This window comes from Lentisphaera profundi (genome assembly GCF_028728065.1).
In the GTDB taxonomy this organism is placed as follows: Bacteria; Verrucomicrobiota; Lentisphaeria; order Lentisphaerales; family Lentisphaeraceae; genus Lentisphaera; species Lentisphaera profundi.
On sequence record NZ_CP117812.1, the window covers coordinates 601873 to 625813 of the forward strand.

The 23941-nt window shown below is 48.3% G+C and carries 12 protein-coding genes; all 12 read left to right on the forward strand.

Annotated elements, in window-relative coordinates:
* Nucleotides 1-111 precede the first annotated feature (111 nt).
* The 12 genes from PQO03_RS14000 (at nucleotide 112) to PQO03_RS14055 (ending at nucleotide 23536) form a co-directional block, all read left to right on the forward strand.
* Complete coding sequence (locus tag PQO03_RS14000) at nucleotides 112-3186, forward strand: DUF1588 domain-containing protein (protein ID WP_274153814.1); 3075 nt, start codon at nucleotides 112-114, stop codon at nucleotides 3184-3186.
* Complete coding sequence (locus PQO03_RS14005; RefSeq protein WP_274153815.1) at nucleotides 3183-4466, forward strand: DUF1552 domain-containing protein; 1284 nt, start codon at nucleotides 3183-3185, stop codon at nucleotides 4464-4466. The genes PQO03_RS14000 and PQO03_RS14005 overlap by 4 nt, the downstream gene beginning before the upstream one ends.
* A 704-nt stretch (nucleotides 4467-5170) precedes the next feature.
* Nucleotides 5171-5896: a type II secretion system protein gene (locus tag PQO03_RS14010; RefSeq protein WP_274153816.1), complete on the forward strand. Its 726-nt coding sequence runs from the start codon at nucleotides 5171-5173 to the stop codon at nucleotides 5894-5896.
* 203 nt (nucleotides 5897-6099) lie between these two features.
* Nucleotides 6100-7443 carry a sialidase family protein gene (locus PQO03_RS14015; RefSeq protein ID WP_274153817.1) on the forward strand — a complete coding sequence of 448 codons (1344 nt, stop codon included), beginning with the start codon at nucleotides 6100-6102 and terminating at the stop codon, nucleotides 7441-7443.
* Nucleotides 7444-7508: 65 nt separating this feature from the next.
* Nucleotides 7509-9452 carry a carboxylesterase family protein gene (locus PQO03_RS14020; protein WP_274153818.1) on the forward strand — a complete coding sequence of 648 codons (1944 nt, stop codon included), beginning with the start codon at nucleotides 7509-7511 and terminating at the stop codon, nucleotides 9450-9452.
* 180 nt (nucleotides 9453-9632) lie between these two features.
* A complete protein-coding gene (locus tag PQO03_RS14025) occupies nucleotides 9633-10625 on the forward strand; it encodes an IS30 family transposase (protein ID WP_274148572.1) in 993 nt (330 codons plus the stop codon).
* Nucleotides 10626-11638: 1013 nt separating this feature from the next.
* Complete coding sequence (locus PQO03_RS14030) at nucleotides 11639-13855, forward strand: DUF459 domain-containing protein (RefSeq protein WP_274153819.1); 2217 nt, start codon at nucleotides 11639-11641, stop codon at nucleotides 13853-13855.
* Nucleotides 13856-13879: 24 nt separating this feature from the next.
* Entirely contained in the window at nucleotides 13880-15430 is a 1551-nt protein-coding gene (locus PQO03_RS14035) for a sulfatase family protein (RefSeq protein WP_274153820.1), read from the forward strand.
* The gene (locus PQO03_RS14040; protein WP_274153821.1) at nucleotides 15354-16982 is read left to right on the forward strand and encodes a sulfatase family protein; all 1629 of its coding nucleotides are present in this window, start codon (nucleotides 15354-15356) and stop codon (nucleotides 16980-16982) included. The genes PQO03_RS14035 and PQO03_RS14040 overlap by 77 nt, the downstream gene beginning before the upstream one ends.
* A 104-nt stretch (nucleotides 16983-17086) precedes the next feature.
* A complete protein-coding gene (locus PQO03_RS14045) occupies nucleotides 17087-19483 on the forward strand; it encodes a glycoside hydrolase family 95 protein (protein ID WP_274153822.1) in 2397 nt (798 codons plus the stop codon).
* 25 nt (nucleotides 19484-19508) lie between these two features.
* Complete coding sequence (locus PQO03_RS14050) at nucleotides 19509-21080, forward strand: GDSL-type esterase/lipase family protein (RefSeq protein ID WP_274153823.1); 1572 nt, start codon at nucleotides 19509-19511, stop codon at nucleotides 21078-21080.
* 17 nt (nucleotides 21081-21097) lie between these two features.
* Nucleotides 21098-23536 carry a PDZ domain-containing protein gene (locus tag PQO03_RS14055; protein WP_274153824.1) on the forward strand — a complete coding sequence of 813 codons (2439 nt, stop codon included), beginning with the start codon at nucleotides 21098-21100 and terminating at the stop codon, nucleotides 23534-23536.
* The last annotated feature ends 405 nt before the right edge of the window (nucleotides 23537-23941 follow it).

Below are 23941 nucleotides of genomic sequence, written 5' to 3' on the forward strand. Positions count from 1 at the left end.
AACCCTGTAGAAGATGGCTTATACAATGATTACCCTACGGCGATTCTATGATGGTAGATTTTTTGTAGATGACCTGTGCCCCTCTTTTAAATCCAATAGGGGTCATTTAAAGTGAATTGTGTTTTTTGTTCAAATGAGCTTCAATGGGAGAATGGTCATCCAAAGTGTGACTGTGGCGGAAATTATTTCATCGCGCCTCAAGGAAGTTCTGAAGTTAAAATCGCCTGCCCCTGCTGTAGCCGCAATATTTTGTTAGATAATTCGACATACGGTCATAAAATTGCCTGTTCCTGCGACACCTACCTTGCTGTCATAGAAGCTCCTGCCTCAATTCTATCGTCGTCAGAACCACCACTCCACCTAGATTTACTCAACGATACAGAGAATCAAAGTGAAGTCATTGTAAAAAATCCAGTACCCACTCCAAAGACCCAAAGCAAGACTAAGCCTAATTTCGGAAAAAAGAAGCGTAAACTAAGGCAGACGACTGAGACCAAGCGTAAGCTAAGGCAGACGACTGCGATCAAGCGTGATCGAAACAAAACTTCAAGTAAACAAGGCAGTCCCAGCAAGAAAAAGAAAAAATCTATAGTATTCATTTCCGCAATAGTCACTATCTCACTGATTGCTGGGTATTTTTTATATAGCCCCTTGCTAGGAGAAAAGGGTGTTTTTGCTAATTTCGCAAATACTGATGCTGAGGACAATAATCACCCGCGACAAGACTCAAATGGGGTTCACCTTAATCCTGACATACTCAATAGTTTCCTCTCCAGTCATTGCACAGAGTGCCATGGCACTGACAAACAAAAAGGAGACATCAGGCTAGACACCCTAACACTAGCGATCTCCAATAGCGACACCGCTCAACATTGGCAAGAAGTACTCGATGCACTTAACCTCGGTGAAATGCCTCCGGAAGACGAGCCGCAACCAAGCAAGGAAGAACTCGAAACCATCATCGAGCACCTCACTATTGCACTGCAGACCTCAAAAAAACGCCTCTCTGAAGACGGCGGAAATATAGCACTACGCAGAATCAATCGACGTGAATATAGACACAGCATTGAGCAGTTATTGGGAATGCATATAAGCGAATCTATCCTACCAGCAGATGCCATCACCGAAGGGTACGATACCGTAGGACAAGACCAACACTTTTCTAGCCATCACTTTGACGACTACTTTGAAACGGCTAAGTCCGTCGCCACCGTCGCCCTTAAATGGGTAGACAAAGAGAAACCGGCGCCAAAATCACGTACATACCCAGCGGAAGGCCAACATAAACACATGTATAAAAAGTTCAAAAGTTTGAGCGCATATGTCACTATGGCAAAAGCTAGAGGCGGGTACATAGACAGACGCAAAAAAAATATGCATACCGCACTAGAGAATTACATCAAGGTGCCCTATAATGATAAGGGCGTTTTTGTACTTGAAGGCTCTCATTATGGGTCTCATCCTGGTGATAATTTCTTAGTAGATCCGAGAGCGAGCTATAAGTTGACGGTGAAAGCAGGGCTCGTAGCTGAGTCCCCCGCAATTCGCCATTTTTTAAAGGTCACTATTGGGCCTAGAATTCTCGGCTATCTCAATGTCTCCGGCTCACTGGAGTCACCACAAGAAACGCAAACTCTGGAATACCAAGCGCAATTTTTTGAATCACCATATGCCAGATTCGGGCTCTCGGAAAACAAAGCAGGTGCTCCGATCAAAAAGTACCTAGAACAGATAGGAGATAAAACAGGTAAAGCGGCGATCTGGCTAGATGAAATGACTATAAAAGGACCATTCTATAAGCAAGCCTCAGCGATCGAAAGCATCTATAAACAAACCATTGCGACCGTAGATGCTAATAAGGGCGATCAAGAACTAGACCTACAAGCCAAACAGTTTTTGAAAGAATTCATGAACAAGGCCTTTCGAGGTAGAGATCCCGCACCTGAGTATGAGCAGCTCGTCCTTAAAATATACAGTCTCGATCGCAAGCAGGGCAAAGAGCTCAAAGAATCTCTCATCACCCCTCTAGCGATGATTCTCAGCTCTCCCAGCTTTCTCTACCTCATGGAAGACGCCCCTGCCACAAAAGAAGGTGTCGTTAATGAGGTCGAATTCGCCAATCGAATCTCACATTTCCTCTGGAGTCGCTCAGCATCAGATGAGCTTCTCGCAGATGCTAAAGCCGGCAAGCTAAAGGACAAGGCAGTGCTAAAAAAGCACATCAACTGGATGCTCAAGCAAAAAAATAGTTTTGCACTCTCGGAAGGCTTTTTTGATCAATGGGTAGATATGGAGCGATTTGAATCCATTGGTATTGATGAAAACTCCCACGTAAAATTCAACAAAGGCGTGCAACATTCTGCTAAACTCGAAGTGCAGCACTTCTTTCACACCCTGTTAAAGGAAAACCTCAGCCTCACTCAGCTCATAGACTCAGACTTTGTCGTCATCAATGACTTGTTAGCCTTACATTACGGGCTGAACGCGCCCAATAAAGGAAATGAATTCCACAAAGTCAAACTCCCCGCAGACTCACCACGTGGAGGGCTACTCGGAACCGTAGCATTCCTCTCGATGGGCTCAAATGGCGAGCGCTCATCCCCCATTATTCGTGGCGCGCTCATCCAGGAAAAGTTTTTTAACAGAAAACCTCCGCAACCGCCTCCTAACGTCCCTGAACTAGAAGATGTCAGTGACAAAGTCTTAAGCGTAAGAGAAAGCATTGCCCTTCACCGTCAGCAAGCTCAATGCGCATCCTGCCATCGTAGTTTCGATCCCTTGGGATACGGCTTAGAAAACTTTGACTTGATAGGACTCTGGCGCGACCAGGAGATAATAGAAAATATGAGTGAGGAAAACAAAAAAATCACCTCTGTTCCGATAAAAGCTGAAGGGGTATTCCCGAACAAAGAACCCTTTCATAATCTGGATGAATTCCGAACGGGACTCATGGCACACAAGCACCTGCTGACGCGCTCTATCACTGAAGGCCTCTTATCCTACGGACTAGGTAGACACATCGAATTTGCCGACCAGCAAGCACTTGACGAGATCTGTGAAAAAGCCAGCCAAAACAATGAACAAATCGGCGATATCATCTACTCCATCATCAGCCATCCCCTTTTCAGAAGAGCTGATCAAGCTTCCGCCACCGCAAGTTCCAAAATGAGGATAAGTAAATTATGAGTCTACACTTATATAATCGACGCACCATGCTCAAAGCAGGATTCACCGCTCTCGCGCTGCCCTTCATGGAGTCGCTCGCTATGGGGAAATCGGCTAGCACAGTAGCGCCAAAACGTTTCCTTTTTATCGGCTGTGGCTACGGATTCAGTAAAAAGAATTTCTTCCCTACAAAAGCAGGGAAATTCTCAAAAATAGGACTCACTCCAGGACTCAAGCCGCTAGAACGCCACAAAGATGATATTACCATGGTTTCGAACCTCACCAACCTGGGTGCCAGAAATCCTCACGCTGGTAGTACTACATACCTCACCGGAGCTGACGTTGGAGGTACAAGAGGGCGGAAATTTATTAATGGCATCTCACTCGACCAAGTCATCGCTCAGAAAATTGGTCAAGATACCCGCTTCGCCAGCCTCTCACTCAGTGGTGAAGGAGAAGGAAATGATGGCCATGGCCCCGGACTCTCACTCTCCTGGTCGGATAAAGGGCATCCCATTCCAGGCATCAAAAATCCCCTCGCCCTCTATCACGAACTCTTCGGTCAAAGCAAAGAAAGCAATGCCGAACGCGAGTACCGCCTCTCGCAAAAACGTAGCATCCTCGATGCCGTCGTTGCGGACCTAAAATACTCCAGAAAGAAACTCAGTAAGACCGATCAAGATAAATTAGAAGACTACCTGCAATCGATTCGTCAGATAGAGCAAACTATTAGCCGTGAAGTTCAATGGGCAGACACAGCAAAAGCAAAGGCTCCACTGCAAAAACCAGGAGCCACCATGGACGGTCTCCAATCACTCATGACTCTCCAGCGTCTTATGATAGCCGCCTTTCAAACCGACTCCACTAGGGTAATTACCTACAGACAGCCCGTAAGCCCCTTGCTCGCAAGCTGGGAAATTAATGTCGGCGCACACACTCTCTCCCACCAAAATCATTCTCACCAAGGCGCTTCCAATTTAAAAGACTTTAAATCCATGGAACTCTTCTCAGGCCTCATCGACCTCTTTAAAAATACCCCAGACCTCAATGGCAAAAGCCTCTTTGACTCCACTCTCATCAGCTATGGCACAAACATCCGCCTAACTCATAGTCTCAGAGGCTGCCCCGCCATCTACACCGGTGGCGCCGCAGCCAAACTCAAAACCGGCGAGCACATCATCTTGCCAGAAGAAGACACTCCACTAGCCAACTACTGGCTCACCCTCTGCCAACAATCAGGCGTAGAGATGGATAGCTTCAGTCACAGCACGGGCACTCTCAAGAAGCTTATTCGCTCTTAATCCAACTTTTTTAGTATGGCCCCGAGGGATTAATGAGTGGGAACTTAAGGTTTTTTAAGCATAGATTCACAAAAAATATTATGGCCGCGGGGGCTCCCCGACCTCCGGAGGAAGTAATAACTGGGGCTCCGCCCCACACCCCGATCAAGGTACTGCCGTACAGGCAAATATTTTTTAGTTGCCTGTCTGGCGAAGACCCTTAAGAATCCCAACGCTAGTCGCATCGCGCCCGCGCTTAATCTAAGCATGAATTTCTCTTAAGTTCCCATCCATTAAGGGCTCCCCGACCTCCGGAGGAAGTAATAGCTGGGGCTCCGCCCCACACCCCGCTCAAGGTACTGCCGTACAGGCAAATGTTTTTTAGTTGCCTGTCTGGCGAAGACTCTTAAGAATCTCAACGCTAGTCGCATCGCGCCCGCGCTTAATCTAAGCATGAATTTCTCTTAAGTTCCCATCCATTAAGGGCTGCTCGGCCACCGGAGGGTGCTGCCACACAGGCGATAAAAATATCTGGGGCTTTGCTCCCTTGTGTGGGAAAATCGTTATATTTTTTTGACGGAAAAGTTATAGTTTTTTTACTTGCAAGTATTTCCGAAAAATAAACTTTGCACTTTTTTTTGTAAAAATAGGTAGCACCATAAAAAATATTGGGTTTATCATTATAAGAGCAATCATAACAAGATTAAGTAAATAGGAATAAAAGCATGGAAACAAAAAAATTTACTCTCATCGAATTACTTGTTGTCGTGGCCATAATAGGAATTTTAGCGAGTTTATTATTACCCGTTTTAGGTAAAGCCAGAGAAAAAGGCAAAGCAGCAGTATGTAAGAGTAACCAAAAACAATTAGCTATCGCATTCTATATGTATATGGATGATAATGATGGTATGGCTCCGCTCTGCGGCACGCGATATCAGTGGAATGATTATCTAGCTCTATACGACGGCAGAGATCATGTACCCCATGCGGCCAAATATACAGCCGCTCCAATATCGTCAGACCAATATGGAGAAGCAAAAATATACGGCTGTCCTAGCTCTGACGTAGGCACTCCTACAAACGCAAGTATACTCTCATATACCTATTTTAGATATGATGGTGGCGGTATGAATAGAGGTGCCGCAACATGGAGCCAGAGCAATATGGGCACGTACAGTGTACAACTATCTACGGTAACTGACGCTAGTAGTTCTATATTATTACATGAATACTGGGATTTCGGAAATAGAGTAGGCCGCAATTGGGGCAGCGCTATCGATTTTCGATATATCTTTGATAACCCTAATAAAAGAGGCCACTTCCAAGATACTGGGAAATCTACATACCTAATGGCAGATGGTAGTGTACATTCACTGACATTTGGAAGCACACTAATGGGTATAGGTGCTCGAAATGATACCCGAGAAACTATGTGGGATCTCCATAAATAATGGAAACTAGAAATCATATAAAATAGCAAGGCAACAAAACTAAAATTGCCCGATCTAATAAAGAGTATTATCAGCTCTACGCTTTCAAGTTCGATGAATAATCGAGACGACAGTCCAAGTTTAGAGCACGATAGGCTTCGATATCACGGAAGACTGAACAAAGAGAGGTTGGCCAACAAAGCGTTCAGCAGGAAAAGAAACAGATGAAAACAAATAACAAAATGGCTTTTCTTGCCGTCAACGCAATACTTGCCTCGTGCGCAATAACGATCGCATGGGCGGCCCCTAAGAAGGCGGATATAGAGCCATGGGCCAAGTCTAAAACAGTATCTGCGGATCAGCTAAAAGCTGCGATAAACCAGCAAGCTCCGGGACTCGACATTACGACGGGGGCAGAGATTCCTTCCGAGGGTTATTGTGATCAGCCTTACGTCGTGAAACTGCCGGACGGCACTTGGTTATGCGTCATGACTACCGGCAAGGGGCACGAAGGTTCAGGCGGCCAACACATTGTATCCTGTCGGAGCTCCGACCAAGGAGCAACGTGGAAAGCTCTCGTCGATATCGAACCTGCCGACGGCCCCTTAGCCTCTTGGGCCATGCCTTACTTGACCGACTATGGCCGTGTCTACGTTTTCTACACCTACAACGCTAAGGACATGAAGAGAGTGCGTGCCTCCACTAACTACGCGCGGAAGCGGGTGGACACGCTTGGAGAGTATGCGTTCAAGTTTTCTGATGATGGGGGCAAAACCTGGTCGAAGCAGCGCTGGTTCATTCCGGTTCGCGAGACCGCTATCGACAGGCGCAATCCTTACAAGGGCGAAGTCCGGTTCTTCTGGGGTGTTGGCAAACCCATACAGCATAAAAATTCAATGTACCTCGGTTTTACAAAGGTCGAAACATTCGGACTTAACTTCATCGAGAAAACCGAGGCGTTCTTCCTACGTAGCTCCAACATCGACACAGAGCGTGATCCAGACAAACTCCAATGGAAGACGCTTCCCGACGGAGATGATGGACTCAAGTCGCCCAAAGGTCCGATTGCCTCCGAAGTGAACCTGACAAGCCTGTCCGATGGCAGCCTATTCTGCACCTACCGAACCGTTGCCGGGCATCCCTGTCACGCCTATTCAAGGGACGAGGGCAAGACCTGGACGGAAGCAGCCTTCATGACCTATGGTCCAGGAGGCCCGCTGGTCAATCATCCCCGGGCAGCCAACTTTGTGCGCAAGTTAACGGAAGGTCCCTACAAGGGGCGTTACATCTATTGGTTTCACAACAACAAGACGAAGGGCTGGGGCGGGCGCAATCCCGCCTATCTCTTGGGAGGAACGGAAGTGGATGGCCCGGGTGGAAAGCACATTCAATGGGGTGAACCTGTCGCAGTGCTCTATGACCGGAACCCAGAGACACGTATCAGCTACCCCGACTTTGTGTGGGACAACGGCCTCTACATCACGGAAACCCAGAAATTAATCGCCCGCGTTCATCGCATTCCGGATGGACTCCTGCGAAGTCTGTGGAAAGAAAACAAAGCCGAATAAACTCCGCAGGCGACGCCCTAAAGGCCGCAGCTGAGGAGTAAGGTACGAGGAGATAGAGAATAATAATGAAGAAAATATTACTATGTGTAGGGGCCTTAAGCCTTTGGGCTATGGCGGCGATAGCGGAAAATGGACCTCTGGAACCCCAACTTATCAGCAGCGAGCATCTGAGTGGTCCGGCGAGTTTGGGTCTGGAGCTAAGGACTTACGCCTCCAATAGTGATCAGATCAAACTCAATGGCACCCTTCATATCGCTTTCGGCCCAAAGAATCAGGAGATCGTCACGGATTCACACAACAATCGTTTCCTCTACCGTGCCAGCGCTGATGAGCCCTTTCAAATTTCTCCCATCCCGGTGAAAGGTCAGCACTCGCTTGTCTACAACCCGGCCGACAAGCTCTACTACGCAAACGATACCGCAAATCACCGCATCATCTCCTTCTCTGATCTCAGCACTAGCAAGATCACTGCTGAGACTAAAAATATTGCCGGCATAGAGCTGAAGCGCCCGCACGATATCGTTGTCGATCCCGCGACGGCTTGGATCTATACGATCAATCCAAACTCTGGGCAGGTTTTTCGCTTCACCGCGATAGGCGAAAACGAGTCTGTGCTCTCGGTACCTGTAAAAGGCTATGCGCGGGCACTGACTTTTGCCAAGGGCAAACTCTATGTCATTGGATCGTCGAGAGGACGGATCGTAGAAGTCGTGGATTGGGACACTGAGAAATTCAAGATTTACGATAGTTTCGCTCCCACAAAGAAAAATGGCCCTGCGGGTTCCTGGACTAAGACCGGGCTCGTTCTCAATGATGCCGAATTCTTTGACGGCTTCTGGTATGCAACAAGCTACTTTACCAAGTCATTTGCTAAGGGCTCCAACTTCGATGAGAATAAATTCATCCGCTTCAAAACGCTGGATGACTTCGTCAAGGGCAATTGGACTGATCTAAGCAGTCTGATTCCGACAGGCATGACCCCCTATTACCTCACGGTAAATAAAGGCAAACTTTACCTAGCCATCTTCCACCATGAGTCGCATGGAAACGGCGACTCCATCCTTCAATTATCTCCAGTTAAACCGTCATCTTCTCGTGTGAAAAAGAATCAGCGGAAGACGAGCACCAAGGCAGCAAAATACGCGGACTCTGTACCGCAGCCCACCTTGAGCGAGATTGCCTACGGCGATCATGCACGGCATGTCTTGGATTTCTGGCAAGCACCGTCCGACAAGCCGACTCCGCTCGTTTTCGTCATTCACGGCGGAGGATGGAAAAACGGCAGTAAAGAACGTCTCAATCGCTTTGTCGATGCCTCAGCTTTGCTCCAACAAGGAATATCAGTAGTTGCCATTAATTATCGATTGATTAGAAAAGACACAGATATCAAACCACCCGTCAAAGCTCCCTTATATGATGCGGCTCGTGCTTTGCAGTTCGTCCGCAGCAAAGCCAAAGAATGGAATATCGACAAGAGACGCATTGCGGCCGCAGGGGCTTCCGCGGGCGCCTGCTCAAGCCTTTGGCTAGCCTTTCATAAGGACCTCGCCGATCCGGAGAATGCTGATCCCATTGCCCGTGAATCAACACGCCTTTATTGCGCCGCAGTGAATAATGCTCAAACCAGCCTAGACCCCAAGCAAATGAAGCAATGGACCCCCAATAGTAAATACGGCGGTCATGCGTTTGGCCTCCAAAATTTCGATGAGTTCCTCGCCGAACGAGACAAGATACTGCCGTGGATTGCCGAGTACTCTCCCTATGCGCTGCTTAGCCCAGATGACCCGCCGGTCTACCTGCATTATTCCAAAGACTCTCCCGCCATCGGCAAACCGCAGAAAGACCCCACCCACACCGCCAACTTTGGTATGAAGCTTCAGGAGCGCTGTCTGGAACTGGGTGTTAAATGTGAGCTCGTGTATCCCGGCGCTAAAAAGGTGAAATACAAAGACTCAAGCGCCTACCTGATCGCAACTCTCAAGTCGCCCGCTGAAGAATCAGGAAAGTGAGTCCGGTATTGTAAGATAAGGAAAAGATAAGATGATGAATGACAAAAATAGAAAGACCTGCATTCGTATAATAAGTGCAACACTTCTGTTAATTGCTTATAGCATAAACATCTATTGAGAATAACAAGACTCAGATGTACTCTGCTATAAGCGACCAAACCTAAAACAGAGGAGTCAGAAATGACATATGAACATCTGAGTCTTGAAGAAAGACACTACCTTGAAATTGAATTAAAGGCAGGCACATCGATCACTAAAATAGCAAAAAACTTAAATCGTAGTACAAGCACACTTTCACGAGAACTTAAACGTAATAAAGGTCTCCGTGGTTATCGAAACAAGCAAGCCAATGACTTTGCTCAAGAAAGACACAAAGTGAAACCAAAGGCTATTAAACTAACTGAAGAAGTTAAGGACTATATAGATGAGCATTTACTCAAGGATTGGAGCCCCGAACAAATTGTAGGTCGACTAAAAGATGACCAATCCATCTTACTTCATCATGAAACAGTTTATCAATATATTCTTAGAGATAAAGAATCAGGAGGTGAGCTATATAAGCTTCTACGTCATCAGAATAAAACTTATCGCAAACGTTATGGCAACCAGCATAGTCGTAATGGGATTCCCAATCGTGTGGATATAGACGAACGACCTGAGGCAGCTAATAAGCGAGAGCGTGTAGGCGACTGGGAGATGGATACTATTATAGGAAAAGCTCATAAAGGAGCCATTGTAACTATGGATGATCGAAAATCAAAACTGCGTCTAGCATTGCCTGTGTCTCATAAGAAAGCCACGCTTGTGAAAGATGCAATAATCTCTTTGCTAACACCGATCAAAGATTTGGTTCATACTCTTACATTTGATAATGGAAAAGAATTTACTCAGCATGAGACTATCTCCAAGGAATTGGAATGTAATAGTTATTTTGCTAAACCATATCACTCATGGGAACGAGGCCAAAACGAGAATGCTAATGGATTGTTACGGCAATACTTTCCTAAGTCTATGGCGCTTGATGGTATCAGTGAAAATGAAGTCATTATTGCGGTTGATAAACTTAATAGTAGACCTCGAAAATGTCTGAAATTTAAGACGCCATATGAAGTTTTTGAAAATTTAACTGGAATTAACTTAAGAAAATCAGTAGGTGTTGCACTTACTACTTGAATTCAGGAGATTTGTATCTGCGCTTAATATTAAATAATCTGGACTTAAGAGCTGTTTGAGCTCGAAGAGCTTAGGAAAGTAGCTATGGACGTAAGTCCGTGGTGTTTGAATAACAGAATCGTGCGTGCCGAAGGTACGCTGCAGAGGGGGCTCAAACTACGGGTAAAAATCCTCTACGCCCGTGTGGCAGTACCTGGAAGCTCCGCATTCCAATGCGGATGGTGAAAATTAATGCCTTCGGCGAGCGGAGAGCCCCCGTAATGGTAGGGAACTTAAGCTTATTTAAATTAAATTTAATATGGGGCTCTGCCCCAAACCCTGTAAGGAGTTGCCACTCCTTAACCAGGCGAATGGTTTAAGTATGAATTTCATTACATCTACAATTAAGCGCGGGCGCGCAGCGACTAGCGTCGGGATTCCTAAGGGGTCTTCACCAGACGGGCAATAAATTTTTGCCTGTGTGGCAGCACCTTGAGTAGGGTTAGGGACAAAGTCCCTGGCTATAAATGCCTCCGGCGAGCGGAGAGCCCCCGTAATGGTAGGGAACTTAAGCTTATTTAAATTTAATATGGGGCTCTGCCCCAAACCCTGTAAGATACTGCCGTATAGGTACATGCTTTTTATTCGCCTGTCTGGCAAGACCCTTAACCAGGCGAATGGTTTAAGTATGAATTTCATTACATCTACAATTAAGCGCGGGCGCGCAGCGACTAGCGTCGGGATTCCTAAGGGGTCTTCACCAGACGGGCAATAACTTTTTTGCCTGTGTGGCAGCACCCTTCGGCGAGCGGGGAGCCTCCGCGGGCCAATTAAAAATCTTGTACACAAGCTTAAAAACTCTTAAATCCCCTTCCATCGCTGCCACTAAGCAGATTTGAATCGATAATTATGCAATAAAGAACCAAATAATAGTATCACTCACGAAAAATTAGGGTTAATCAGTTTCAAACACTTTTATATAAACACACTGTAAACTCAAATTGGCTCCAGAAGAAAAAAATAGGGATGAAAAAATGAAGCGTAAATCAATCATATTAATCTTGGGAATGGCACTTGCGATTCCATTTATCGGCATGGCCGAGGTACGGCCCGTGGCATTGTTTGCCGATGGCATGGTGATCCAGCGTGAGACGCAGGCACCCGTATGGGGAACTGCTGAAGCGGGTGAAAAAGTGACCGTGACCGGCAGCTGGGGTGAAAGTGCTGAGACCACTGCCGATGCATCCGGAAAATGGAGCGTGAAGCTGAAGACGCCGAAGGCCGGTGGTCCGTACAGCTTGACGATCAAAGGCAACAACAGGCTTGAAATTAAAGACGTGCTCTCGGGGGAAGTCTGGTTCTGCTCCGGTCAGTCGAATATGGACTTCACCATGAATCAGTTGTCTAAAGTATCTCGCAAACGCACCACGCCAGAACATGTCCCTGCTGCTCATTATGTAAAAAAAGAGATGGAAAGCGCGAAGGACAATCTTTTAAGACAGTTCATTGTGAAGAAAAGTAAATCACCCCTTAAACCACTCACAACTCTCCAAGGCAATTGGTTGGACTCTTCACCTCAAAACAATCCCGATTTTTCAGCCACCGCCTACTTCTTTGCTCGCGAATTGCGCAAAGAACTAAAGGTTCCGATTGGTCTGATCAAGTGTGCCTGGGGTGGAACCAAGATCGAGCCCTGGATGCCAGCTACAGCTTTTCAGCAGGATGAAGAAATGCTTGCCTACTACAAAGCGAAGCAAAGCCAGGTATCTACCATCTTCAATGCCATGGTCAACCCCGTAATCCCCTACTCGATCCGTGGCGTTATCTGGTATCAAGGTGAATCCAATCGCGATTTTAATACCCTCCGCTATGAACGCCATTTCAGTGCCATGATCAGCTCTTGGCGCGCGCAATGGGGACAAGGTGACTTCCCCTTCTACTTCGCCCAGCTGGCCAACTACCAGGGACGCTCGCGTTCGAACTACGAGCCTCCCGCCATGAAGCCCGTTGAGTATGACGGCTGGCCCTCGATCTGCGATCAGCAGCGCCGCACACTCGGTCTAAAAAACACCGGCATGGCGGTTTTGAGTGATATCGGCGAAGCTCACGACGTTCATGCACATAACAAGATGGATGTGGGCAAGCGGCTGGCACTTTGGGCCTTGAAGCACGATTATAAAAAGCAAGTTCCAGTGTGCAGTGGGCCACTCTATAAGAGTCATGAAATCAAAGACGATCAAGTGATCATTTCATTCGACCATGCTGGTTCCGGGCTAATGAGCGCTTCAAAAGTCGGGATGGAAGCCACCCAGGAAACGAAGGCAGCGTTGAAATATTTTCAGATTTGTGGCGAAGATCGTCAGTGGCAGTGGGCGAATGTTGAGATTACGGGTAAAGACACCATCGCGGTTTCTCACCCGGACCTAACGAATCCAACGGTGGTGCGCTATGCCTGGTCGACGAATGCAAAATCAGCCAATCTCTATAACAAAGAGGGACTTCCTGCCTCTATCTTCACCACCGAGACGGTGATCCCTGCGAAGGCGAGCGTTGTGGTTCCTTCGAAAACGAAACCAAGCAAGAAAAATCCCCTTTCCGGTGTGTCACTGAAGAAGGACGATCGGATTGTCTTTCTCGGAGATTCGATTACTGCGGTGGGAGTCAAGCCGAATGGCTATGTCACCTTGACCTCACAGGCCATTGTAAAAGCCTTTCCCGAACTAGGAATTAAAGTTATTGGTGCTGGCAAAAGTGGCCATAAAGTGCCGGACTGTCAGAAGCGCCTCGACCGCGATGTACTACAGAAAAAGCCCACGATCGTCGTGATCTACATCGGCATCAACGATGTCTGGCACTGGAGCCTGCCTAAGAGAGGTGGAAAAGGCTTTCATAAAGGGACCACGCCCAAAAACTTCGAAAGCGGCTTAAAGGATATGATCGCAAAAATCAATGCGGTCGGTGCGCGGGTGATCCTCTGTACCCCCACCGTTATCGGCGAAAAATCTGACGGCACGAATCCCCAAGACAAGATGCTTGATGAGTATGCGGACATCAGCCGCAAGGTTGCGCGGGATACCGGCTCTCAGCTACTGGATCTCAGAGTGGCGGTTATTGACTACCTCAAAAAACACAACCCAGAAAACGCCAAACGAGGTGTTTTGACCAAAGATCGTGTTCATATGAACGAAAAAGGTAACCGTTTTCTCTCTACGCATGTACTCAGTGCTTTAAACCTCCCCGAATCGGATTAATTGAAAAATATCAGGAGACTAAATATGATTTTTTCACCACTCGTACGCTCTAACTTATTTGTCTTCTTCTGCGTCAGCACGCAATCACTCATGCCCTCAAATGCTCATGAAGGTGAAAGCACACTAGGCCACGGCAAGCCCAATATTGTCATCGTTTTGACTGATGATCTGGGCTACGGCGACGTCTCTTTCCTGAATCCTGAATCTAAGGTTCAAACTCCGCACATGGATGCGCTTGCCAGAGCAGGCGTCTGGGCCACCGATGCCCATGCTCCAAGTACCGTATGCAGTCCCAGTCGCTATGCTTTGCTCACGGGACGCTACGCTTGGCGGGGAACCTTGCGTGCTGGTCGCTTGAACCCATGGAAAGAATCCGCAATTGAAAAAGATCGCGTCACGCTACCGAAAATTTTAAAAAGCAAAGGCTACTTCACCGCTTTGGTCGGCAAATGGCACCTGGGCTTCGACTGGCCCTGGAAGGGTGGAGAAAAACCGCCAGAATCCATCATTGGCAAAGGAACGAGCAAGGCGACATGTGAGATGTTTGATTGGTCAAAGCCCATAGAGGGTGGACCTTTGGGAGCTGGTTTTGACACCTACTTTGGTGACGATGTACCCAATATGCCTCCTTACGCCTTCATCGAAAATCAGCACTTAACTTGTGATCCCGTTAATATCGACGGACGAAAACTCATGAAGCAACAAACAATGAAGGGCGGCTATATTCACGGCGTCGGTCCCGGAGAAAAGGGCTGGCAACTAAAGAATGTCATGCCGACGATTACCGCCAAAGCAGTCGAAACCATTGAGCAGCGGAGCAAAAGCTCCAAACCCTTCTTTCTCATGTTCGCCACTACCACACCTCATTCACCCATTGTTCCTTTAGAAAAATTTAAAGATAGTAGTGCAGCCGGTCCCTACGGCGACTCTATTGTCCAGACAGATGACGCTGTCGGACAGGTTGTGGCCGCCTTAAAAAGCGCGGGGGTTTATGATAATACGCTATTAATTATATCTAGCGATAATGGCCCAGCACCCTTTATGCGCGAACGCATTCAAACACATCAGCACAATCCCTCTGGTCTCCTGCGTGGCCTCAAACGCGATCTCTTCGAAGGCGGTCATCGCGTCCCCTTTATAGCGTCCTGGCCCAAAGGCGGAATCAAGGGTGGTCGACAAATTGATGCCCTGATCTCCCAAACTGACCTTTTTGCCACGATCGCTGAAATCATCGATTACAAGCTCGAAGACGGTATCGCAGAAGATAGCCTAGATATTTTAGCTACACTACGTTCAAACAAAACTGTACGCCAAGAACTCGTTTACCATGCCTCCAATGGCAAGCTGGGACTTCGCCAAGGACCCTGGGCCTACTTACGTCGAGGTGGAATCAGCTCGGAGCCCGAATGGTATAAGAATATATGGCAGGGTGACTCTAGTGATGCACCGGGCTTATTGTTCGATCTTTCCAATGATCTCGGCCAACGAAGTAATTTATATGATAAATCACCAGAACGCATCCAGAAAATGGAAGCGCACCTGGCTGAAATTCAAAAAGGTAAATCCACGCGCTAAGCCAAGAATTCAAAAACTTATGTACAACAATTTCAAAAATGATAATCTGGAAACCATGAAAAATAAAAGACTAAAAACTGCCCTGTTTGCCGCGCTATCGCTCATGGCCTTCAACACATTCGCGGCGACAAGCCGCCCCAACATCGTCTTGATCCTGTGCGATGATCTCGGCTATGGAGATGTGCAATGCCTCAACCCGGAGAAGGGCAAGATCAAAACGCCGCATATCGACAAGATCGCTGAGCAAGGTATGACCTTCACCGATGCCCATTCCGGCTCGTCAGTCTGCACGCCGACGCGCTACGGACTGCTGACTGGCCGCTACAGCTGGAGGACACGGCTACAGAGCGGTGTGGTGGCGGGGTACAAGCCCTGCCTGATCACGCCCGACCGGCTCACGGTGGCCGGCTTGCTGAAGAAGCAGGGCTACACGACAGCAATACTCGGCAAATGGCATCTCGACTTCCAATATCAGGATCCGGTCAGCGGCAAAATACTGAAACGGCTTAATAGAAAAACTCAGCCACCGGTCGGAAGCAAAATCCCGGATGGACCGCTTAGCCGGGGCTTTGACAGCTATCACGGTTTCCATCATGCCGGAAATATGAAGGCGGTAATTGAGAACGATACCGTTATTCTTCATGAAGATGAAATCAACATGCTGCCGCGCTTAAGCGAAAAAGCGGTGACTTATATTGAAGAGCGCGCCAAGTCGCCCGATCAGCCCTTTTTTCTCTACGTGCCGCTGGGCTCACCGCACACACCGATAGTGCCCTCCAAGGAGTGGCAGGGGAAAAGTGAGCTGGGGCCGTATGGCGATTTTGTGATGCAGACCGACGCCACCGTCGGGATCATCACCGACGCGCTCGCGAAAAATGGCTTTACGGACAACACAGTAGTGATCTTTACGAGTGACAATGGCTGTTCAAAGTCCGCCGATATCCGAGACCTCCGCAAGCAGGGGCACCATGTAAGTGCCCAATACCGCGGTTCTAAGGCCGACATCTGGGAGGGTGGTCACCGCGTACCCTTTATCGTCCGTTGGCCAGGCAAGACTGAAGCAGGATCTAAAAGTGAGCAGTTAATCACCTTGGTCGACTTCTTCGCGACGGTTTCGGACATCACTGGAGAGAAAGCACCGAACATGGCCGAAGATAGCGTAAGCTTCCTGCCGGCATTATCAGGCAAGACCATCCAGTCCACCCGCAAAGGTGTGATTCACCATTCGATTTCAGGTCACTTCGCCTATCGACAGGGAAAATGGAAACTCTGCTTGGCCAAGGAATCCGGTGGGTGGACTGCCCCCAAGGAAAGTCAGGCCGGGGCCGATGCACCCAAGGCGCAGCTTTACGACATGGAAAAAGATCCTGGTGAACAGAACAACCTCTATCTCGCTCACCCCGAAGTCGCCGAGCGCTTACTTGCGGATCTCACTGCCGATATTTACAATGGTCGCAGCACCGATGGGCCGAAAGCTAAAAATGATCATAAGAATATTGTGCTCTGGAAGAACCAAGAGGCAAAAACGAGCACAAGAAAAAATCGCAAGTAATAGCAGCTCGCTAAAGATCGTGAGAACAGCTTAAAGAAAGAATTTCACCCACTTAACAAAAAATTTAAAACAATGATTAGCTAAATATTTAGGAGACTATAAAAATGAAAACCATACTCATGCTGACTTTCTGTCTGGCACTATCTTCCTTCGGCGATACTGCGCCGAGAAACTACGAACTCTGGGAACCGCAAGCAGCTCCGAATAATGGGCGCAGCAAGTGGGAGAGTACAAAATCGAGTAAAAGACCAAAGTCTTATGACCATGACTGGGAACGCTGGTCGTATCCTATCGGCAACGGTTATACAGGCGTCAGTATCTTTGGGCGGACGGATACCGAGCGTATTCAGCTTACCGATAAAACACTTCATAATCGGGGCATTTACGGGAAGGGCGGATTAACTAGCTTTGCCGAAGTATTGCTCGATTTTAATCAGCAAAAGGTGAGTAATTACCGTCGCTCGCTCAATCTGAATGAAGCCATCGCCCATGTTTCCTACATGCACAAAAAAGTGAGCTTTAAGCGTGAGTATTTTGCTTCTTACCCGGACAATATAGTGGTCATTCGACTCACTGCGGATAAAAAGGGATCGCTTTCTTTTACTGTACGTCCTGAAATCCCCTACCTTGCGATGAAGCAGCGCACGGGTTCTATTACTGCTGTGGACAATCTTCTAACACTCAAAGGAACGATGCCTTTGTTTAGCTGTAATTATGAGGGTCAGATCAAGGTACTGAACGAAGGTGGCTCCGTGAGCGCCAATGCTAAAGACGGCACTATCAAGGTCAGTGAGGCCGATTCAGTCACGCTACTGATTGCGACGGGAACCAACTACCGCATCAGCGCCAAGACTTTCCGTAATGCTTCGGCAAAAAAGCTCGACCCCAAGCAATTTCCACATGAGCAAGTTTCTGCTCGTATTCAATTAGCTCAAGATATGGGCTATGCGGCGCTCAAAGAGAATCACTTCAAGGATTACCAAAACCTGTTCGGCCGTGTTTCAGTGAACTTAAATTCAAAGCCTTCAGTCGATCCGACGCACATCCTTCTGCAGAAGTACCAAAAAGGCAAAACCAATACCTGGCTTGAAGAACTCATGTTTCAGTATGGTCGCTACCTACTCATTTCCAGCTCGCGCGAGAAGAGCCTGCCCGCCAACCTACAGGGTGTATGGAGCCAGGATTATTACACTCCATGGTCGGGAGGATTTTGGCATAATATCAATGTGCAGATGAATTATTGGGGCTCCATGAGCACCAATCTGGGCGAGTGTTTCCAGGCTTACACCAACTTTTACAAAGCCTACCTACCCATAGCACGAGGGCATGCCGCCGACTACGTTCGCAAGTACAATCCAAAGCAGTTGACGAAGGGAGGCGATAATGGCTGGATCATTGGCACCGGAGCCAATGCCTACTATATACCCAGCGCTGGCGGACATTCTGGCCCGGGAACGGGAGGCTTTACGGCGAAACTTCTCGTCGATTATTATAAGTTTACACAGGACAAAAAATATCTCGAAGAAGTCGCCTACCCGGCAATGCTCTCCTTGAGTAAATTTTATTCAAAAGTACTGATTCCCCATGGCAATAAACTTTTAGTAGAACCTTCTGCTTCGCCAGAACAGACTTCTAGTGCCGAGCAAGTGAAGGGCATGCCGGGCCATCTGAAAGGAGGGAGAAACTACATTACTGCCGGCTGTACTTTCGATCAGGGCTTTGTCTGGGAAAGCTATTCCGACACACTGTCACTCGCCAATGAACTCGGTAACAAAGACCCCTTCCTCGATACCATCCGCGAGCAGATTACCAAGCTCGATCCTATTTTGGTCGGGGCCGATGGTCAGATTAAGGAATACCGTGAGGAAAACCATTACAGCGATATCGGTCAGCCAAGACACCGCCACATTTCTCATCTTTGCCCGCTCTATCCGGGAACCCTCATTAATTCTAAACCAGAATGGATGCAGGCCGCAAGTAAAACACTGGATCTGCGCGGCGACAGAACCACCGGATGGGCCCTGGCTCACCGCATGAATAGCCGTGCCCGCCTCGGCGAGGGCGATAAGGCACATGAAGCCTATAAGCGTTTTATTCGCGAACGTACCGCGACCAACCTCTGGGCTCTTCACCCTCCCTTTCAGATTGACGGCAGCCTCGGCACCATGGCAGGAGTCGCAGAAATGCTGCTGCAGAGTCACGATAATTCTATAAGAGTGCTCCCAGCGCTGCCAAAAGTGTGGAAAACCGGACACTTTGACGGCCTGGTGGCGCGAGGCAATTTTGTGGTCTCCGCAAAATGGCAAGAGGGAAAAGCAAGTTTGATTTCTATCCAGTCCAGAAGCGGTGGCGTATGTCGCGTCAACTACCCCGGAATCGCCAAGGCCACGATTGCAGACAGCAATGGCAATGCAGTAGAAGTCACGCGTGAAGGAACAGATCAGATCCACTTTTCTTCCACTCTTGGAGAGACTTATTTAATTAAACAAATTCAACAATAAAAGAATGATATACAGGACTAAGGTGATGAACAAACGATTGATGACAGCCATGATGCTTTCTTTCAGTATTGTCACTGCCTTTGCGGCTGAGAGCATTGAGCTTTCGGCTGGAAAAGAGCTCGGTGCGATCTGGTTCATTGGCGATTCGATCACCCAGAGCAACGCCGACGGCGATGCCAAGGGCTCGCCACGTAAATCGCTTTACGACCTGCTGAACGCGAAGGGCTATTCGTTCAGTTATACCGGGCATCACACCAGGAATGTCGATGGTCTTCCCATGTCTGGAAACTCTCCGCTAGACAATCTCTATCACTATCACACGGGGATATCGGGCTATCTAATCACCAAGGGAAGCATCCAAAAACGGAAACGCCCATTAAGGGGAATTGGCTCGGGGCTTTCGCAATATTGGAAAAGCGGCCGTCTGACCTTGGTAAAGCCGGATATAATTTTGATTATGATCGGAACCAACGATATCGGGCATGCTTATGAGCTCGCCGGCGCTCCGGCGCGTTTAGCGACCTTGCTGGACGATATCTACGCATTGCCCGGTGCAGGCAAGCCGACCATCTTTTTGGCGTCAATTCCGCCGAATCGCCGCAATGAAGCCGATCGAAGCAGGGTGGTCCTCTTTAATGAATCCATTCCCGGGATCGTCGACTCCTATCGAACGAAAGGAAAGAAGATCTTCTATGTGGATCAGTTTACGCCCATTGATAAGGCCTATAAAAAAAATATGCGTGGCGATAATCTCCACCCCAACGCAAGCGGCAACGACACGATGGCAGCGCAGTGGTTCAATGCCATTGAAGCATCACTCAAGCCAGAGTCAGCTCTGTTTCCTGGCAAGAGAAGCGATTTTCGTGGCTATGATCGCTACGATAATGTGAAGACCGCAAAGGGGGATTTTTCGATCGTTTGTCCAAAGAATGCTGCCCCCGGGAAACCTTGGCTATGGCGCAGCCTCTATTGGGATGCCATTAAGCAATTTAGCAATGCTGATCTTCAATTGGTCGATCAGGGCTATCACGTCGTGCTCGCTCACGGTGATGTTTCCGGACATCCCCGTGGTAATGCCAATATTGATGGTGCCTACGACTTGCTGACACAAGAGTATGGGTTCTCGAAGAAATGTTCGATGGCATCGATGAGTCGAGGAACCTTGTCTCTTTTCCGCTGGGCGACTGAGAATCCGCAAAAGGTGGAAAGCATCTATGTAGATAATGGGGTTTGCAACGTGTTGAGCTGGCCAGCGGGAAAATCCGTTCCTGGCAACAAGTCAAGCTCTAGTGGGAATCGTAAATCCTGGACGCTCTTTAAGCAGGCCTTCGGCTATGCCACGGACGCAGAGGCACTCAAAACCAAAGAAAGCCCGATTGATTTGTTAGAACCTCTAGCCAAAGCTGGTGTGCCGATTCTAATGGTTTGCGGAAGCAAAGACTCCGCGGTGCCGTACGAGGAAAACGACGCCATCATGGAGCAACGCTATAAGGCGCTCGGTGGTTCCATTGAAGTGATTGTGGAGAACAAGGGTCACTCCCACGGTATGAAAGATCCGACACCCGTACTCGAATTTATTAAAAAGAATACAAAATAGAGCATAAGGAGCAAATGATGAAAAAAGATAATATGCAGCAAAGTAGAGTTTTTAGGGGATGGAAGTTTTTGATGGTCATCATTCCAATATTTGGAAGTGTTGCAATGGCTGGGACCGAGCTCTATGTGAGCCCGGCGGGTAGCGATACGAATCTGGGAAGCCAAAGCAAGCCCTTGGCCTCCTTGGCGAAAGCACGTGATCTTGTACGATCGCATGCGGGAAAAGATGCGGTGACGGTGAATATCGCCGACGGCATTTATTACTTGCCCGAGACCTTGATCTTCTCTCCCGAGGATTCCGGAACGGCGGAGTTTCCAGTTGTTTACCGTGCTGAAAATGAAGGTGGGGCGGTGCTGAGTGGTGGCTCAAGGCTCAATCTCAAATGGTCCGCTTATAAGGACGGCATCTTTCAGGCAAAAACGCCTCAAGGCTTGGAAATCGATCAGGTCTTCCTCGATGGCAGCGCACAGCGTATGGCGCGTTATCCAAACTACGATGCCAAAAAGAAAACTGATGCTTACCAGGGCTATTCTGCCGATGCCTTTTCTAAAGAGCGAGCGGCCAATTGGGCCGATCCGACTGGTGGCTATATTCACGCCATGCACCTTCATCGATGGGGTGGCTATCATTACCGCATTACTGGCAAGGATGCCAAGGGTGAGGTGACTTATGAGGGTGGTTGGCAGAACAACCGTCAGATGGGCATGCACAAGAAGTTCCGTATGGTAGAGAATATTTTCGAGGAACTCGATGCGCCTGGCGAGTGGTTCCACAATGCCAAGACCTCCACCCTCTACTACATGCCCGCGCCCGGCGTGGATTTAACAAAAGCTAAGCTCGAGGTCGTGCGCCTTCGTCACTTAGTCGAATTCCAGGGAAGCCAAGAAAAACCTGTAAAGCAGATCGCCATACAGGGTTTTACGCTTCGTCACACCGCAAGAACTTTTATGGATTGCAAAGAACCCTTATTGCGCTCGGATTGGGCAATCTACCGTGGCGGTGCCTTCCTACTGACTGGAACTGAGGATGTATCTCTTCTTGATTGCGAATTTGATCAAGTTGGTGGCAACGCAATCTTTGTTAATAATTACAATCGTCGCGTTCAGGTTAAAGGCTGCCATATTCACGATGCAGGTGCGAGTGGGGTATGTTTTGTGGGCGATCCGAAGGCGGTGCGCAATCCGCGTTTTGAATACAAAGAAGTTAATGATTTTTCAGAAATCGACCTTACTCCGGGACCAAAAACCGATAACTATCCAGCCGACTCGATTGTTGAGGATTGCCTCATACACGGAATCGGAACAGTTGAAAAGCAACCCGCTGCAGTACAGATTTCCATGGCGCAGGGCATCACTGTCCGTGACGTTTCCATCTATGATTGTGCTCGCTCAGGCATTAATATAAGTGAAGGCACCTGGGGTGGACACCTGATCGAAGGCTGTGACGTCTTTGATACCGTGCTAGAGACGAGTGACCACGGCTCGTTCAATTCTTGGGGCCGCGATCGCTTCTGGCATCTTAACTCTGCACCCGCAGGCAAGCTCGCCGAATTATCCTTACTCGATGCGGTGAAAACCAGCGTCATCCGCAATAGTCGCTGGCGTTGTGACCATGGTTGGGATATTGATCTAGATGATGGCTCGAGCAACTACGACATTTATAATAACCTGCTACTTGCGAAGGGGCTCAAACTACGAGAAGGTTTCCGTCGCCACGCCTGGAATAATGTTATCATAAATAATGGTCTGCATCCACACGTTTGGTATCTTGGCAATGGGGACGAAGTTCACGGCAATATCCTCATGAGTCGACATCGTCCGGCACGGATGAAACGCCCCAATGCAGATGCTGCACGAGTCGATAAAAACCTATTTTATGTTGCCAATGAATCTCAAGTCAAAGCGACTTCAAAAACATTAGGTTGGGATAAAAATTCGATCTTTGCTAAGCCACAGTTTATTGATCCCAGCAAAGGGGACTTTGCTGTCAAAGACAATTCGCCTGCCTTCGAAATTGGCTTCAAAAATTTCCCCATGGACCAATTCGGGGTGAAGAAGCCCGCACTCAGAAAAATTGCCCGTACGCCAATACTTCCCATGCCAGTGCTTACCAAAGCAAAAGCGAAGCGTCGACCTGCTAGAAAAGCACCAGCCGCGAAGCAAGTTTCCAAAACCTCTGCCTGGCTCGGTGCGAGCCTGCAGACTTTGGCGGGTGAAGAATTCTCTGCCTACGGCGTGAGTAAAGAAGATGGTGGAGTTATATTGATTGCGCTTGCAAAGAATTCCGTGGCGGCTAAAAAAGGTTTGAAAGAAGGCGACGTGGTACAAGAAGTCAATGGCCAAGCAGTCCGTACAAGTGATGCCTTGCTCAAGGCTTGTGGCCGCGTTGGAAACAAAGCCCTCACACTCAAGATCGTTCGTCAGCAGCAGTCACAAACTATTGTGATCGCAAAGTAGGCATTTTTAAGCGCCCGCGGAGGCTCTCCGTCCGCCGGAGGCATTTACATATGGGGCTCTGCCCCAAACCCTGCAAGGAGCTGCCACTCCTTGACCTGGCGGATGGATTAAGTATGAATTGAATGTTATACGTGCTGCTACCTTTTTTAGTAAGGCCCCGAGGGCTCCTCGGCCACCGGAGGTATTTATACTGGGGCTCTGCCCCAAACCCTGCAAGGAGCTGCCACTCCTTGACCTGGCGGATGGATTAAGTATGAATTGAATGTTATACGTGCTGCGACCTTATTTAGTAAGGCCCCGAGGGCTCCTCGGCCACCGGAGGTGCTGCCACACAGGCGATAAAAATATCTGGGGCTCTGCCCCAAAGCTCGCTGAAGGTACTGCCGTACGGGCCAATGATTTTTA